Source organism: Halomonas sp. SL1, assembly GCF_003030865.2.
Lineage (GTDB): Bacteria > Pseudomonadota > Gammaproteobacteria > Pseudomonadales > Halomonadaceae > Halomonas > Halomonas halophila.
On record NZ_PYUQ02000018.1, the window covers coordinates 76,497 to 91,484 of the forward strand.

The 14,988-nt window shown below is 67.3% G+C and carries 15 protein-coding genes; 4 read left to right on the top strand and 11 right to left on the bottom strand.

The annotated features are described in order from the left end of the window. Nucleotides 1–20: 20 nt before the first annotated feature. The 11 genes from atpB to argC all read right to left on the bottom strand — a co-directional run bounded on the left by atpB (nt 21) and on the right by argC (nt 10,289). On the bottom strand, nt 21–845 hold the full coding sequence (gene atpB / locus C9J49_RS12410; protein ID WP_035594500.1) for a F0F1 ATP synthase subunit A: 825 nt from the start codon (nt 843–845) through the stop codon (nt 21–23). A gap of 14 nt (nt 846–859) precedes the next feature. After that, on the bottom strand, nt 860–1,246 hold the full coding sequence (locus tag C9J49_RS12415; protein ID WP_107181739.1) for an ATP synthase subunit I: 387 nt from the start codon (nt 1,244–1,246) through the stop codon (nt 860–862). A 215-nt stretch (nt 1,247–1,461) separates the two neighbouring features. Then, nucleotides 1,462–2,388, bottom strand: coding sequence for a ParB/RepB/Spo0J family partition protein (locus C9J49_RS12420; protein WP_035594505.1), 927 nt, complete (start codon nt 2,386–2,388; stop codon nt 1,462–1,464). Nucleotides 2,389–2,425: 37 nt separating this feature from the next. Beyond that, nucleotides 2,426–3,196: a ParA family protein gene (locus C9J49_RS12425; protein ID WP_046078869.1), complete on the bottom strand. Its 771-nt coding sequence runs from the start codon at nt 3,194–3,196 to the stop codon at nt 2,426–2,428. A 64-nt stretch (nt 3,197–3,260) separates the two neighbouring features. Then, nucleotides 3,261–3,914: a 16S rRNA (guanine(527)-N(7))-methyltransferase RsmG gene (gene rsmG, locus C9J49_RS12430; RefSeq protein ID WP_046078870.1), complete on the bottom strand. Its 654-nt coding sequence runs from the start codon at nt 3,912–3,914 to the stop codon at nt 3,261–3,263. Then, the gene (gene mnmG / locus C9J49_RS12435) at nt 3,911–5,806 is read right to left on the bottom strand and encodes a tRNA uridine-5-carboxymethylaminomethyl(34) synthesis enzyme MnmG (RefSeq protein WP_046078871.1); all 1,896 of its coding nucleotides are present in this window, start codon (nt 5,804–5,806) and stop codon (nt 3,911–3,913) included. The genes rsmG and mnmG overlap by 4 nt, the downstream gene beginning before the upstream one ends. 537 nt (nt 5,807–6,343) lie before the next feature. Next, nucleotides 6,344–7,117 (bottom strand): amino acid ABC transporter ATP-binding protein, encoded by a 774-nt coding sequence (locus C9J49_RS12440; RefSeq protein WP_046078872.1) that lies wholly within the window; start codon nt 7,115–7,117, stop codon nt 6,344–6,346. Nucleotides 7,118–7,131: 14 nt separating this feature from the next. Continuing rightward, nucleotides 7,132–7,803: an amino acid ABC transporter permease gene (locus tag C9J49_RS12445; RefSeq protein WP_035594515.1), complete on the bottom strand. Its 672-nt coding sequence runs from the start codon at nt 7,801–7,803 to the stop codon at nt 7,132–7,134. A gap of 95 nt (nt 7,804–7,898) precedes the next feature. After that, nucleotides 7,899–8,657 carry a transporter substrate-binding domain-containing protein gene (locus C9J49_RS12450; protein WP_107181738.1) on the bottom strand — a complete coding sequence of 253 codons (759 nt, stop codon included), beginning with the start codon at nt 8,655–8,657 and terminating at the stop codon, nt 7,899–7,901. 114 nt (nt 8,658–8,771) lie between these two features. Then, nucleotides 8,772–9,125 carry an iron-sulfur cluster insertion protein ErpA gene (gene erpA / locus C9J49_RS12455; protein ID WP_035594520.1) on the bottom strand — a complete coding sequence of 118 codons (354 nt, stop codon included), beginning with the start codon at nt 9,123–9,125 and terminating at the stop codon, nt 8,772–8,774. A gap of 129 nt (nt 9,126–9,254) precedes the next feature. Next, on the bottom strand, nt 9,255–10,289 hold the full coding sequence (argC, locus tag C9J49_RS12460; RefSeq protein ID WP_107181737.1) for an N-acetyl-gamma-glutamyl-phosphate reductase: 1,035 nt from the start codon (nt 10,287–10,289) through the stop codon (nt 9,255–9,257). Between the two features lie 112 nt (nt 10,290–10,401). Here argC and C9J49_RS12465 point away from each other — a divergent pair, with 112 nt between their 5' ends. From C9J49_RS12465 to hemL, 4 genes are all read left to right on the top strand, one after another. Next, on the top strand, nt 10,402–12,177 hold the full coding sequence (locus C9J49_RS12465) for a chloride channel protein (RefSeq protein WP_107181736.1): 1,776 nt from the start codon (nt 10,402–10,404) through the stop codon (nt 12,175–12,177). An 8-nt stretch (nt 12,178–12,185) separates the two neighbouring features. Beyond that, a complete protein-coding gene (gene hemJ, locus C9J49_RS12470) occupies nt 12,186–12,617 on the top strand; it encodes a protoporphyrinogen oxidase HemJ (protein WP_046078874.1) in 432 nt (143 codons plus the stop codon). Next, nucleotides 12,617–13,468 (top strand): hydroxymethylpyrimidine/phosphomethylpyrimidine kinase, encoded by an 852-nt coding sequence (locus C9J49_RS12475; RefSeq protein ID WP_107181735.1) that lies wholly within the window; start codon nt 12,617–12,619, stop codon nt 13,466–13,468. Before hemJ ends, C9J49_RS12475 begins: the two co-directional genes overlap by 1 nt. A 198-nt stretch (nt 13,469–13,666) precedes the next feature. Beyond that, entirely contained in the window at nt 13,667–14,956 is a 1,290-nt protein-coding gene (gene hemL, locus C9J49_RS12480; RefSeq protein WP_107181734.1) for a glutamate-1-semialdehyde 2,1-aminomutase, read from the top strand. Nucleotides 14,957–14,988 lie beyond the last annotated feature (32 nt).

The window sequence follows — 14,988 nt, forward strand, 5'->3', positions numbered from 1 at the left end:
TTTATCGGGTATTACGCGATTCAGTGATGCTCGTGAGCAGCGTTCAGGTAAACCACCGTCAGCACGGTGAAGATGAACGCCTGCAAGGTGATGACCAGGATGTGGAAGATGGCCCAGGGAACGTTGAGGGTCCAGGACACCCAGAACGGCAGCAGGGCGATCAGGATGAAGATCACCTCGCCGGCAAACATGTTACCGAAGAGACGCAGGCCAAGGCTGAGCGGCTTGACGAGCAGGCCGATGATTTCCATCACCAGGTTGAAGGGGATCAGCAGCCAGTGGTTGAAGGGCGTCAGCGACAGCTCCTTGGCGAAACCACCGAGGCCCTTGACCTTGATGCTGTAATAGATGATCAGGCAGAACACGCCCAGCGCCATGCCCAGGGTGGCATTGGGGTCGGTGGTCGGCACGAGCTTCATGTACTCGACCCCGAAGCGGGCGAACAGGGCGGGCGCGAAATCAACCGGCACCAGCTTGAGCAGGTTCATCAGGAAGATCCACACGAACAGCGTCAGCGCGATCGGGGCGATCAGCGGGTTCTTGCCCTTGAAGGCGCCGCGTACGGTGGATTCGATGAACTCGAAGACCATCTCGATGGCGTTCTGCAGCTTGCCGGGCACGCCGGTGGTCGCGGCCTTGCCAACCTTGCGGAACAGCCAGATGAACAGCGCGCCCATGGCCAGCGACCAGCCCATGGTATCCAGGTGAATGGCCCAGAACCCCATGTCCTGAGCCTCGGCAGCGGAGTGCGCAATGGACCAGCCGTTCTCGGGGTGGTAGCCATATGTCAGGTTTTGCAGATGGTGCTGGATATACTCCACAGGAGTCGGGTTATTGCCTGCCATGAGCTGCCTCGATTTCAGTGGGGTAATGGTCGCGTGCCCAGCCAGGCGGCCAGCCAGTGAACGAACAGCATCACCACATAAACGCCAAAGAATAAAGCATGATTTGAGGGGGGCACTGCGATGAACACCACCGCGAACAGAGCCACCGTCAAACCAAACTTACCCGCCTCCGCACGATAGAGGCCGCTCACCATCCGGCGCGCTTGGCGGCCGCCCCGGTGACGAAACATTCGCCAGGCGAAGTAGCCGTTGGCGATCAGCGCCACGCCGCCACCCAGCAGGATCGAGACCGCGTCTCCCGGGCTTCCCAGAAGCCATCCCAGGCCGGACAGCGCACCGAGCATAGCAACCTGCGCGGCCATCAACCATCCGAGAATCGGGCGCCTGTACCTGGCTGCCATGGGATCTCCGTGCACGTTGCCGACATTGGGGCCGACGTCGGCGTCCCGTTTCCTCGCGCCCCGCCGTTGGCGGTAGCCAATGGCGAGCCCGGCGCGATTATAGGGAACCCCCTCGATGCCTTCAACCGATCGCGGGCCGATATCGCGCGAAATCGCCCCAGCTTACGACTAAAAGTCGATAAGTTTCGAAAAACTGTTTAGCACCCTAATAGGGTCTACTTGATGTGGCCGAGGATGCCGTCCAGCTCGTCCAGGCTCGAGTAGCGAATGGTCACCTTCCCCTTCCCGCCGCGGCCGTGCTGGATCTTCACCGGTGCGCCGAGCAGGTCGCCGAGGCGCGACTCCAGGCGCGCCACGTCGGGGCTCGCGGCCGGGGCCTCGGCCTTGGCCGGCTGCCCTTCGGCGAGCCGTTTCACCAGCGCCTCGGTGGCGCGCACCGTGAGGTCCTTGTTGACCACCTCATGAGCGGCCTGGCGCTGCTTGGGGCCCGACAGCGCCAGCAGCGCCCGGGCGTGCCCCATGTCCAGGTCGCCGCGTTCGAGCAGCGTCTGCACTTCGGGATCCAGCGCCAGCAGGCGCAGCAGGTTGGCCACCTGGGCTCGTGAACGGCCCACCGCATCGGCGGCCTGCTGCTGGGTCAGCTCGAACTCGTCGAGCAGCCGCTTGAGCGCCAGCGCCTCCTCGATGGGATTGAGGTTCTCGCGCTGGATGTTCTCGATCAGGGCCAGAGCCAGGGCGACCTCGTCGGTGACCTCGCGGATCACCGCGGGGATGACGTCGAGCTCGGCGAGCTGGGCGGCCCGCCAGCGCCGTTCGCCGGCGATGATCTCGTAACGCTGCTCGCCGATCGGCCGCACCACGATCGGCTGCATCACGCCCTGGGCGCGGATCGAGTCGGCCAGCTCCTCGAGGGCCTCGGGCTGGATGTCGCGGCGCGGCTGGTACTTGCCGCGGGACAGCTGTCCCAGCGGGAGGCGTTCGAGTCGCTCGTCGGCGGCGGGAGCCAGCGGCTCGGCGCCGTTGAGCTCGCCCTCCTCCGTCGCCTCCTCTGCCCCGGGCAGGTCCAGGCTTTCGCGGCGGCGGGCGCCGGCGCCGATCAGGGCATCCAGCCCGCGTCCCAGAGCGCGTTGTTTGCGCGTCATCGAGTTCCCCTCATCGGTAAGCACCAAACGGTGTCGGCTACAGCGACAGGCGGCGAATCAGTTCCTTGGCCAGCACCCGGTGTGCCTGGCTGCCCCGCGAGAAGCGGGCGTACTTGGTGACCGGCAGGCCGTGGCTGGGCGCCTCCGCGACCCGCACGTTGCGCGGGATGGTGGTCTTGAGCAGGGCGTCGCCGAAGTAGTCGCGCAGCTGCTTGCTGACGTCGCGGGTCAGGCTGTTGCGGCCGTCGAACATGGTCCGCAGGATGCCATGGATCTCGAGCCCCGGGTTCACGCTGCCCTTGATCTGCTCAACGGTATCGAGCAGCGCCGAGAGCCCCTCGAGGGCGTAGAACTCGCACTGCAGCGGGATCAGCACGCCATCGGCGGCGGTCAGGCCGTTGACGGTCAGCATGTTGAGCGAGGGCGGGCAGTCGATCAGCACCACGTCGTATTCGCCGGCGACCTCGCCCAGCGCCTTGACCAGGCCCTGCTCGCGCCCTTCCTCGCGGTCGAGCAGCTCGACCTCGGCGGCGGTCAGGTCGCCGTTGCCGGGCAGCAGCGCGTAGCCGGCCTCGGGGCAGTCCAGGATCACCTCGGTGGCCCGCTTCTCGCCCAGCAGCACGTCGAGCACGCTGCCGTCGAGGGCGTGCTTGTCGACGCCGCTGCCCATGGTGGCGTGGCCCTGGGGATCCAGGTCGACCAGCAGCACGCGCCGCTCCAGGGAGGCCAGGCTGGCGGCCAGATTGACGGCGGAGGTGGTCTTGCCCACGCCGCCCTTCTGGTTGGTCAAGGCGATAATCTTGGTCACGGCGACATCCTTGCGTTGGGAGACAGGGTTCACGGCGGCGCCCGGCGGCCTCCCCGGGCGCGGCTCAGCGCTCGCCGGGGGCGCGTTCGAGGATCACCAGGCGGCGATCGCCCACCGAGAAGGGCACCCTCAGCGTATGGCGGGCCACCGCCGCGATCCCTTCCGGCAGGCCGGCGAGCTCGTCCTCCACGGCGGGCCCCTTCATCGCCAGCCACTGTCCCCCCTCCCCCGGTAGCTCCCGGCTCAGGGCGAGGAAGTCCTCGAGACTGGCGAAGGCCCGCGAGATGACCTGATCGAAGCCGCCGGCGGGGGCCTCGAAGGCTTCCACCCGGGCCTGGACGGGCGTGACTCGCTCGAGGCCCAGCTCCATCACCGCCTGACGCTGGAAGCGCACCTTCTTGCCGTTGCTGTCGAGCAGCGTGACGTCGAGCTCGGGCGCGAGAATCGCGAGCACCAGCCCTGGCAGGCCCGGGCCGGCGCCCACGTCGAGCAGGCTCGGACCGGTCACGAAGGGCAGCACGGCGGCGCTGTCGAGCACGTGCCGGGCGACCATCTCCTCGGGATCGCGTACCGCGGTGAGGTTATAGGCGCGATTCCACTTGTGCAACAGCCCCACCAGGGCCACCAGCCGCTCGCGGCGAGCCGCCGGCACGTCGAGGCCGAGCTCGGCCAGGCCGCGCTCGAGGCGGTCGTTCAGGATCGTATCGTTCGGGGTCATCCGTTGGCCACTCGGGTGTCGTCCAGCAGGCGTCGCTTCTTGAGGTGGATCAGCAGGATCGAGACCGCCGCCGGGGTCACGCCGGAGATACGACCGGCCTGGGCCAGGGTCTCGGGACGCGCCTCGATGAGCTTCTGGCGGATCTCGTTGGACAGCCCCTCGACCTGCTCGTAATCGAAGTCGTCGGGCAGCCGGGTGGCCTCGTGGCGCTTGAGCTTGTCGATCTCGTCCTGCTGACGGTCGATGTAGCCCTGGTACTTGGCCTGGATCTGCACCTGTTCGGCGACGCGCTCGTCCTCGACCGGCTCACCGACCAGGCCGGCCACGTCGGCGTAGCCGAGCTCCGGACGCTTGAGCAGGTCCAGCAGGTTGTATTCGCGGGCCAGGGGCTGGCCGGTCTTCTCGGCCACGCGGTCGGCGGCCTCGGTCTTGGGCTGCACCCAGCTGGCCTTGAGGCGCGCGCTCTCGGCCTCGATGCCCTCGCGCTTGGCGCTGAAGGCGGCCCAGCGGCGGTCATCGATCAGGCCCAGGCCACGGCCGGCCTCGGTCAGGCGCAGGTCGGCGTTGTCCTCGCGCAGCAGCAGGCGATATTCCGCCCGCGAGGTGAACATCCGGTAGGGCTCCTTGGTGCCCAGGGTGATCAGGTCGTCGACCAGCACGCCGAGGTAGGCCTCGTCGCGCCGCGGCCACCAGGCCTCGAGCCCGCTGGCCCGACGGGCCGCGTTGAGGCCGGCCAGCAACCCCTGGGCGCCGGCTTCCTCGTAGCCGGTGGTGCCGTTGATCTGCCCGGCGAAGAACAGGTTGTGGATAAATTTCGTTTCCAGCGAGTGCTTGAGGTCTCGCGGATCGAAGAAATCGTACTCGATGGCGTAGCCCGGACGAGTGATGTGGGCGTTTTCCAGGCCCTTCATCGAGCGCACGACCTGCAGCTGAACGTCGAACGGCAGCGAGGTCGAGATGCCGTTGGGATACAGCTCGTGGGTATCCAGCCCTTCCGGCTCGATGAAGATCTGGTGGCTCGCCTTGTCGGCGAAGCGATGCACCTTGTCCTCGATGGACGGGCAGTAGCGCGGCCCGACGCTCTCGATGGTGCCGGAGAACATCGGCGAGCGATCCAGGTTGGCGCGGATGATCTCGTGGCTGCGCTCGTTGGTCTGGGCGATGTGGCAGCTGATCTGGCGCGGGTGCATCTCGCGGCTGCCGAGATAGGACATCACCGGCGTCGGGGTATCGCCCGGCTGCTCCTCGAGCGCCGAGAAATCGACGCTCTTGGCATCGATGCGCGGTGGCGTGCCGGTCTTCAGGCGATCGACGCGGAACGGCAGCGCACGCAGGCGCTCGGCCAGGGCGTTGGAGGGCGGATCGCCGGCGCGACCGCCACGGCTGTTGTCCAGCCCGATGTGGATCACCCCGCCGAGGAAGGTACCGGTGCACAGCACCACGGTCTCACCCATGAACCGCACGCCGGTCTCGGTGACCACGCCACGCACGGTGTCGCCGTCGACGATCAGATCGCCGGCGGCCTGCTGGAAGATCGTCAGGTTGGCCTGGTTCTCCAGCATGCCGCGGATCGCCGCCTTGTAGCGCACGCGATCGGCCTGGGCGCGGGTGGCCCGCACCGCGGGACCCTTGCGGGAATTGAGTACCCGGAACTGGATGCCGCCCATGTCGGTGGCGAGTCCCATGGCGCCGCCCAGCGCATCGATCTCCTTGACCAGATGGCTCTTGCCGATCCCGCCGATGGCGGGGTTGCAGGACATCTGACCGAGGGTCTCGATGTTGTGGGTCAGCAGTAGGGTCCGGCAGCCCATGCGAGCCGAGGCCAGGGCGGCTTCGGTCCCGGCATGGCCACCGCCGATGACGATGACGTCGAAGCGGTCGGGGTACTCCAAGGTTCACCTCGATCGGCGCCGTCGCGCCGAATGTTGCGGTTCAGGGGTCGAATCAGCCCGCCAGTATAACCCCCTTGTGGGTAATCGTCAGGGTTTTCCACACCCGTTCAGGCCGATCCGCCTCCCTTCCGCCGAGACTTAAATAAAAAAACATATAGATAAAAAGAAGTTCTGTTGTGGTAGTGATTACTGGTGTGGACATTTCTCGTGGATAACTGATTTTACCACTTACTTATCAACACCTTGTAATGTTGACCAAAGCAAGGAAAAGGCGCGGACCGCCTGCGGAGGGCATGTTCGGGGCCTGTGGGTAACACCCCGGGTTACCCACAAGCCACCGCGAACACGGCTTGTCCACCGAGTTCTTCCGGGCTTGTCACCGCGGCTGTGAACAACCACCTCGTTCTGTTCCCAGCCCCGCCATGGCCCGCGTGAGCGACGAGCGGCGAAAAATCTTGTCCACAGGCCGAAAAACGCCCAAAAAAAGGGCCCTGTCGCTGACGACAGGGCCCTTTGAGGCGGGAGGCATGGCGCTTGTCAGTGCTTGAGCACCCGGGACAGGAACTGCCGGGTGGGCTCGGCCTGAGGCGAGTCGAAGATCGTCTCCGGTGGCCCTTCCTCGGCGATCTCGCCCTTGTGAATGAAGATCACCCGGTCGGCCACCTCACGGGCGAAGCCCATCTCGTGGGTGACGATCAGCATGGTCATGCCCTCGTTGGCGAGCTCGCGCATGGCGTCCAGCACCTCGCCGATCATCTCCGGGTCCAGCGCCGAGGTCGGCTCGTCGAACAGCATCAGCCGCGGTTCCATGGCCAGCGCCCGGGCCAGTGCCACGCGCTGCTGCTGGCCGCCGGAGAGCTGGGTCGGATACTTGGCGGCCTGATCGGCGATGCCGACCCGGTCGAGCAGGCGCTCGGCGGTATCGGTGGCCTCATGGCGGCCCAGCCCCCGCACCTTCATCGGCGCCAGGGTGACGTTGTCCAGCACGCTCAGATGCGGAAACAGGTTGAACTGCTGGAACACCATGCCAACCTCGGTGCGGATCTTCTGCAGCGCCTGGGTGGCCTTGCCGTGGGGCTTCAGGGGATTGCCATCGACCTCCAGCTCGCCCTGCTGGAACTCCTCCAGGCCGTTGATGCAGCGGATCAGGGTCGACTTGCCGGAGCCGCTGGCACCGATGATCACCACCACCTCGCCGGGAGTGACCTCGAGATCGATGTTCTTCAGCACGTGCAGGTCGCCGAAGGACTTGTTGAGCTTCTCCATGCGGACGATGCGCTCGCCGCCGGAGGGGGACGTCGGTTGGTTCATGTGCGTGTCTTCCTTCATTGTCCGACCAGGCCCTTGCGCTCGAGCAGGCGCAGCGCCGCCGAGAGCGACAGGGTGATGACCAGGTACAGCATGGCCACCATCAGATAGACCTCCAGGGCGTTGAAGGTGGTGGCGATATAGACCTGGCCCTGGCGGACCAGCTCGCCCACGCCGATCACCGAGAACAGTGAGGTGTCCTTGATGCTGATGATGCCTTGGTTGCCGAGCGACGGGATCATGCGTCGCAGCGCCTGGGGCCAGATGATGTAGCGGAAGGTCTGGCGCCGGGACAGGCCCAGCGACAGCCCCGCCTCGCGCTGGCCGCGCTCGATGGACTGCACGCCGCCGCGGACGATCTCCGAGATATAGGCGCCGGAATTGACCGCGATGGCGGCGATGCCGGCCACCAGGGCGTTGATGGGGCCGCCGAGCAGCTGCGGCAGGCCATAGAAGATGAACAGCACCTGCACCAGCACCGGCGTGCCGCGGAAGACCTCGATGTAGGCCACCGCGGGCACTCGCAGCCAGCGCGACGGGCTGATGCGCAGCAGGCCGAACAGGATGCCGATCAGAAAACCGATCGCCAGGCCGGCGAAGGAGATCAGCAGCGTATAGGGAATCCCCGTGAGCAGATGGGGAATGGAGGCGAAGGCCGCCTGCCAGTCGAATTGAAAGGTGACGTCCACGTGGGAACTCCGTCAGGATGCGCAGGAGAGTGACGAGCCGAAATGCAACGGGGCCGGGTCATGTGACCCGACCCCGTTCAGGCGTTGGGCGACGATTACTCGCCGCTGGCGCTGCCGAACCACTTGCTGTGGATCTCGTCGTAGGTGCCGTCTTCCTTCATCGAGGCCAGGGCCTCGTTGACGGGCTCGACCCAGTCGCTGCCCTTGACCAGCACGATGCCGTACTGCTGGCCCTCGTAGAGCGGGCCGACGACCTTGGCTCGGCCCTCGCCCTGGGTCTGGGAGAAGTAGCCGACGTTGGGCGCATCGTAGAAGACCGCGTCGACGCTGCCGCCGAGCAGCGCCATGTACATGTCGCTGGAGCCCGGATAGGGGGTGATGTCGGCGTCGTCGCCCAGGTTCTCCTGGAGAAAGTCGTAGCTGGTGGAGCCGATCTTGGTGCCGACCGACTTGCCTTCCAGGTCCTCGATGGACTGGATGCTGTCGTCGTCGGCGTTGACCAGCAGGCGCAGGCCGCTGTCGTAGTAGGGATCGGAGAAGTCGACGATCTCGGCGCGTTCGTCGGTGATGGTGATGCCGGCGATGGCGATGTCGACGTTACCGGTCTGGACGGCGGGGATGATGCCGTTGAAGTCCATGGTGCGCAGGTTGTACTCGAACCCGGCCCGCTCGGCGACTTCGGCGACGATGTCCATGTCGAAGCCGACCATCTGGCCGGTTTCCTGGTCCATCATCTCGAAGGGCACAAAGCTCGGGTCGGTGACGACGTCCAGGGTCTCCTGGGCGTGGGCCGAGGTGGCGAGGCCCAGGGCCAGACAGGACACCAGCGAGGCGACCGTGAATTGACGCTTCATGTGCTTCTCCATTGGAGTGATTTGTTGTGGAGTACAAATCAACCATGGCGAGTTGCCGTGAGAGCGTCAAGTCTCGGCAAATGTTGCGGCGGGGCTGGTCGTCAACGCTGCGGATCAGACCATGAAGGAGGCGCCACAGCCGCAGGTGGTGGTGGCGTTGGGGTTCTGGATCAGGAAGCGCGCGCCGGCCAGACCTTCCTCGTAGTCGACCGTGGAGCCGACCAGGTACTGGTAGGAGAGCGGGTCGACCACCAGCGCCACGTCGCCGAACTCGATCAGGGTGTCGTCGTCGGCGATGTCCTCGGCGAGGTCGAAGCCGTACTGGAAGCCGGAGCAGCCGCCGCCGGTCACGTAGACCCTCAGCGTGAGCCCGGACTTGCCTTCCGCCTCGCCGAGGGCCTTGAGACGGGCCTTGGCGCTGTCGGAGAGCAGCAGAGGGGTAGGAACGAAGGATGCGGCACCGCTCATGGGTGACCTCCCCGGAAATCGATGAATGTCGTGCAGGACGACGATTATCCATAACCCTTAGCAAAAGGGTCAACTATAGAGGAGGGAGCCCTGCCCCCGGCGCGATGGCGACGGGGGCAGGCAATGGCCTCAGGGCATCATCGCCGGGGCGTCGAGGCCGGCGTTTTCGTCGAGGCCGAACATCAGGTTGAGGTTGTGCACGGCCTGGCCGGAGGCGCCCTTGACCAGGTTGTCGATCACCGAGAGCACCACCACGGTGTCGCCGTCGCCGGGGCGATGCACGGCCATCCGGCAGACGTTGGCGCCCTTGACGCTGCGCGTCTCGGGGTGGCTGCCCGCGGGCATGACGTCGACGAAGGGCTCGTCGGCGAAGCGCTGCTCGAACAGCGCCTGCAGGTCGCCCGGCTCGCCTTGCAGGCGGCCGTAGAGGGTGGCGTGGATGCCGCGGATCATCGGCGTCAGGTGCGGCACGAAGGTCAGGCCCACCGGGCCGTTCGCGGCGTCGCCCAGGCCCTGGCGGATCTCGGGCAGGTGACGGTGGCCGGAGGCGCCGTAGGCCTTCATCGATTCGCTGGCCTCGGCCAGCAGCGACGGCACCTTGGCGCCGCGGCCGGCGCCGGTGACGCCGGACTTGCAGTCGGCGATCACGTGATCGGCGTCGATCAGGCCGGCCTCCAGCAGCGGCAGCAGGCCGAGCTGCACGGCGGTGGGGTAGCAACCGGGCACGGCGATCAGGCGCGCCTGGCGAATCCGCTCGCGGTTCACCTCGGGCAGGCCGTAGACAGCCTCCTCGAGCAGTTCGGGCGCGCCGTGGGGCTGGCCGTACCAGGCGGCCCACTCGTCGGCGTCGCGCAGGCGGAAGTCGGCCGACAGGTCGATGACCCGGGTGCCGCGCTCGAGCAGATCAAAGGCCAGGGCGTGGGCCACGCCGTGGGGCGTAGCGAAGAACACCGCATCGCAGGCCGCCAGGCGCGCCGGATCGGGCTCGCTGAAGCGCAGCTCGTCGTAGTGGCCGCGCAGGTTGGGATACAGTTCGCTGACCCCGAGCCCGGCCTCGCTGCGCGAGGTGATGGCCTCGACGCTGACCTCCGGGTGGCGAGCCAGCAACCTGAGCAGTTCGACGCCGGTATAACCGGTGCCGCCGACGATTCCGACCTTGATCACGATGGGGCTCCTCGATGGTGGACGCTGGGACCTGGGTGGGAGGATATGATACACAAGAGAGAGGGCTCCCACCCAGCCTTGCGGGGGAGCCGCAGCGAACAGGAAGGATACCTTGCCGCGTCTGCCACGCCCTCGCCTGAGTCTCGACCGTTTCCGCCGCCAGCTGGCCAGCGTGGATGCCCTGCCCCAGCTCTGCGTGCTGGGCCTGGTGTCCGGCCTGATCACCGGCGGTCTGATGGTGCTGTTCCGCCTGGCGCTCCAGCTGGGCGCCATGATCTTCCTGCCCGGTGGCAATCCCGAGAACTTCGAGGCGCTGTCGCCGCTGACGCGTGCCCTGCTGCCACTGCTGGCGGTGACGCTGATCGGTGCCTGGCTATGGTGGTTGCGGCCCGCCGGCCGACAGATCGGCATCGCCCACGTGATCGAGCGACTGACCTACCATCAGGGGCGCTTCCCGGTGCGCAACTGGTTCACCCAATGGTGGGTGGGCCTGATCTCGGTGCTGGGCGGGCTCTCGGCGGGGCGCGAAGGGCCTGCCATTCATCTGGGCGCGGCGGCCTGCAGCGGACTCGGCCAGCGCCTGCGCCTGCCGCACAACAGCCTGCGCGTGCTGGTGGCCTGCGGCACCGCGGCGGGCATCTCGGCCTCGTTCCATACGCCGGTCGCCGGGGTCATCTTCGCCATGGAAGTGGTGATGATGGAGTACACCATCACCGGCTTCATGCCGGTGATCCTGGCCTCGACCATGGGGGCCGTGGTCTCCCAGGCGGTGTTCGGCTTCGAGCTGCCCTTCGAGGGCACCGGTCTCGCCCTGGGGTCGCTGCTCAACCTGCCGTGGATCGTGCTGAGCGCACTGGGCATCGGCCTGCTGGCCGGCGGTTTCGTGCGCGTGGCGCGTGCCGGCGATCGCCTCAAGCGCGTGCCCTTCGCGCTGCGCTTCGCGCTGGCCGGCGGCGTGGTCGGCGCCATGGCCTGGTGGTACCCCCAGGTGCAGGGTATGGGCTACGACACCCTGGGGCTGACCATCGGCGGCTCGCTGAGCCTCGACGTGCTGCTGGCGGTCGCCATCGGCAAGCTGCTGATCACCGCCTTCACCGTGGCCTGCGGCATCCCGGTGAGCATCATCGGCCCGGTGGTGGTGGCCGGCGGAGCGGCCGGTGCCCTGTGCGGCCTGCTCGGTGCCCAGCTGCTGCCGGATCTTGCCGCCGGCCCCGCCGTCTACGCCATGCTGGGCATGGCCGCGATGATGGGGGCCGTGTTGCAGGCGCCGCTGGCGGCGCTGATGGCGCTGCTGGAGCTGACCCATAACCCCAACCTGATCCTGCCCGGCATGCTGGCGGTGGTGGTGGCCGGTCTGACGTCGCGTCAGCTGTGCGGCTGCGACGGCTTTTTCATCAGCGTGACCCGCCACGGCCTGCATCCGCTGCAGCAGCCGCTGATGCAGGCCCTCAGCCGGGTCTCGGTGCCGGCGGTGATGGAGCGCGATCTGGTACGCTCGCGCCGTCGGGTGACCCTCGACCAGGCCAGTGCCCTGCTCGTGGCGAAGCCGGTGTGGATCGTGATCGAGCGCTCCAGCGATGCCAAGCCGACCCTGGCGCTGAAGGCGGCCGACCTGGCGCGCTGGATGCTCGAACACGACGAGACCGACAAGCTGATCGACAAGGAGGGCCGCCTGGACCTGCTGGAGATCCCCGGGCAGCGCCTCGACCTGGCGCCAATCCACCTGCAGGCGACGCTCTCCGAGGCCTTCTTGCGGCTCAACACCAAGCATGCCGACGCCCTCTACGTGGAGCACGGGCATCGGCCGAAGCAGAAGCGGATTTCCGGTATCATCACCCGCGACGCCATCGAGCGTTACTATCGCTACAGCGATGCCCCCCCCGGCTAGGAGTCGACATGTACCTCTGGATCAAGGCCCTGCACCTGGTGGCCGTGGTGACCTGGTTCGCCGCCCTGTTCTATCTGCCGCGCCTCTACGTCTACCACGCCATGGCCCGGGATCGCGGCGAGTCCCAGGCCATCGAGTATTTCAAGACCATGGAGCGCAAGCTCTACCGGGGCATCATGACGCCCTCGATGATCGCCGTGCTGGTGCTCGGCGGCGGGCTGCTGGCGCTGAATCCGGGCTGGCTGTCCCAGGGCTGGATGCATGCCAAGCTGACCCTGGTGGCGGCGCTGGTGGCCTATCATCACGTGTGCCTGATCTATCTCAAGCAGTTCGCCGACGGTCGCTGCAGCCGCAGCCATCGCTACTTTCGGATCTTCAACGAGCTGCCGGTACTCGCCCTGCTGGCGATCGTCCTGCTCGCCGTGCTGAAGCCGTTCTGATGACAGGGGATGCGCAGACTCACCCCCATCTGCCGGCGGTACTGGTGCTGGCCGGCCACGATCCCACCGGCGGCGCCGGCCTGGTGGCCGACAGCGAGGCGGTGGCCGCCTGCGGCGGCTGGGCGCTGACCGTGCCCACGGCGTTGACGGTGCAGAACTGCCGCGACGTCGGCGCCGTGCAGCCGGTGGACGGCGTGCTGATCCGCGACGCCGCCGCGGCGCTGGAGGACATCGAGATCGCCGCCATCAAGGTCGGCCTGCTGGCCTCCGAGGCGGCCCTCGACGCGGTGGTGGAGATCATCCAGCGCCGGCCGGGCGTGCCGGTGGTGGTCGACCCGGTGCTCAGGGCCGGCGGCGGGCATGAGTTGTCCACACCCACCTTGATCGAGACCTTTCGCCGGCGCCTGCTTCCCCTTGTGGATATCCTGACGCCCAATCGCCGGGAGCTGGGCCGACTGGCCGGTGGCGCCTGCGCCGACGACACCGAGCGTGCGGTCGAACTGATGCACCTGGGCTGCCAGGCGGTGCTGGTCACCGGTACCGACGATCCCGAGGAGCGGGTGCCCGCGGGGCGGGTACGGCACACCCTGCACGTGCCGGACGGCGATCGCCAGTGGACCTGGACGCGGCTGCCAGGCGTGTTTCACGGCTCCGGCTGCACCCTGGCGTCGTCGCTGGCGGCGCGGCTGGCCCAAGGAGAATCGCTGGTGGCGGCCTGCGAGCAGGCCCAGGCCTACACCTGGCAGACGCTGTCCCATGGCTGGCGCCCGGGTCACGACGACGGCGACGATCAGTGGCTGCCGAGGCGCCTGTGGCGGCTGCCGGTGGCTCGCTTCGAGCAGGACGCCTAGGCGCCGGACTGGTCATCCACGGCCCAAGCATCGAGAATGAGGCCATGACCGAGACATCTTCGCGGGGATTGAGCGACGTTCACCGGGGAATCACCGCTCGCCCAGAGATTGTCCAGAGATTTATCCACAAGCCGAACGCCGTGACCGCGCGGCTCCGGCGTGATGCGACGCTTACTTTCAACAGCTAATGAGGTTGACATGACCACATCCGCCCAGCTCTTCGAACGGGCCTGCCGCCATATTCCCGGAGGCGTGAATTCGCCGGTGCGTGCCTTCAAGGGCCTGGAACGTCCGCCGGTGTTCATGGAGCGGGCGCAGGGCGCCTACCTGTTCGACGTAGAGGGCAAGCGCTATGTGGACTACGTCGGTTCCTGGGGGCCGATGATCACCGGCCATGCCGACCCGGAGGTACTCGGCGCGGTGCGCGAGCGCCTCGACAGCGGCCTCTCCTTCGGCACGCCCACGGCCATCGAGACCACCATGGCCGACCTGATCTGCGAGATGATCCCCAGCATCGAGATGGTGCGCATGGTCAACTCCGGCACCGAGGCCACCATGTCGGCGATCCGCCTGGCCCGCGGCTATACCGGACGCGACAAGATCGTGAAGTTCGAGGGCAACTACCATGGCCACTCCGACTCGCTGCTGGTCAAGGCCGGCTCCGGTGCCCTGACCCACGGCGAGCCCAGCTCGCCGGGCGTGCCGGCGGCCCTGGCCGAGCACACCGTGACCCTGTCGTACAACGATCCGGATGCGGTCGAGCAGTGCTTCGAGGAGATCGGCGACCAGGTGGCCTGCATCATCGTCGAGCCGGTGGCCGGCAACATGAACTGCATTCCGCCGCAGCCCGGCTTCCTCGAGACCCTGCGCCGGGTCTGCGATCGCCATGAGAGCGTGCTGATCTTCGACGAGGTGATGACCGGCTTCCGCGTCGCCATGGGCGGTGCCCAGGCGCATTACGGCGTCGAGCCCGACCTGACCTGCCTGGGCAAGATCGTCGGCGGCGGCATGCCGGTGGGCGCTTTCGGCGGCCGCCGCGGCATCATGGAGAACATCTCGCCGCTGGGGCCCGTCTATCAGGCCGGTACCCTGGCGGGCAATCCACTGGCTATGGCGGCGGGCATCGCCCTGCTCACCAAGCTGCGCGAGCCGGGCTTCCACGACGCTCTCAGCCAGCGCGTCGAGACCCTGTGCCACGGCCTCCAGGAGCGGGCCGATGCCGCCGGCATCGACATGATCACCCAACAGGCCGGTGGCATGTTCGGCGTCTTCTTCACCGGGCAGAGCCGGGTCGATAACTTCGCCCAGGCCACCGCCTGCGACGGCGACGCCTTCCGCCGCTTCTTCGCCAGCATGCTCGAGCAGGGCGTCTACATGGCGCCCTCCGCCTTCGAGGCCGGCTTCATGTCCAGCGCCCATGCGCCCGAGGACATCCAGCTGACCCTGGACGCGGCCGAGGTGGCCTTCGCCGCCATGCGCCAGGACTGACGGCACCCGACAAGACCGCGTGAACGGAGAAG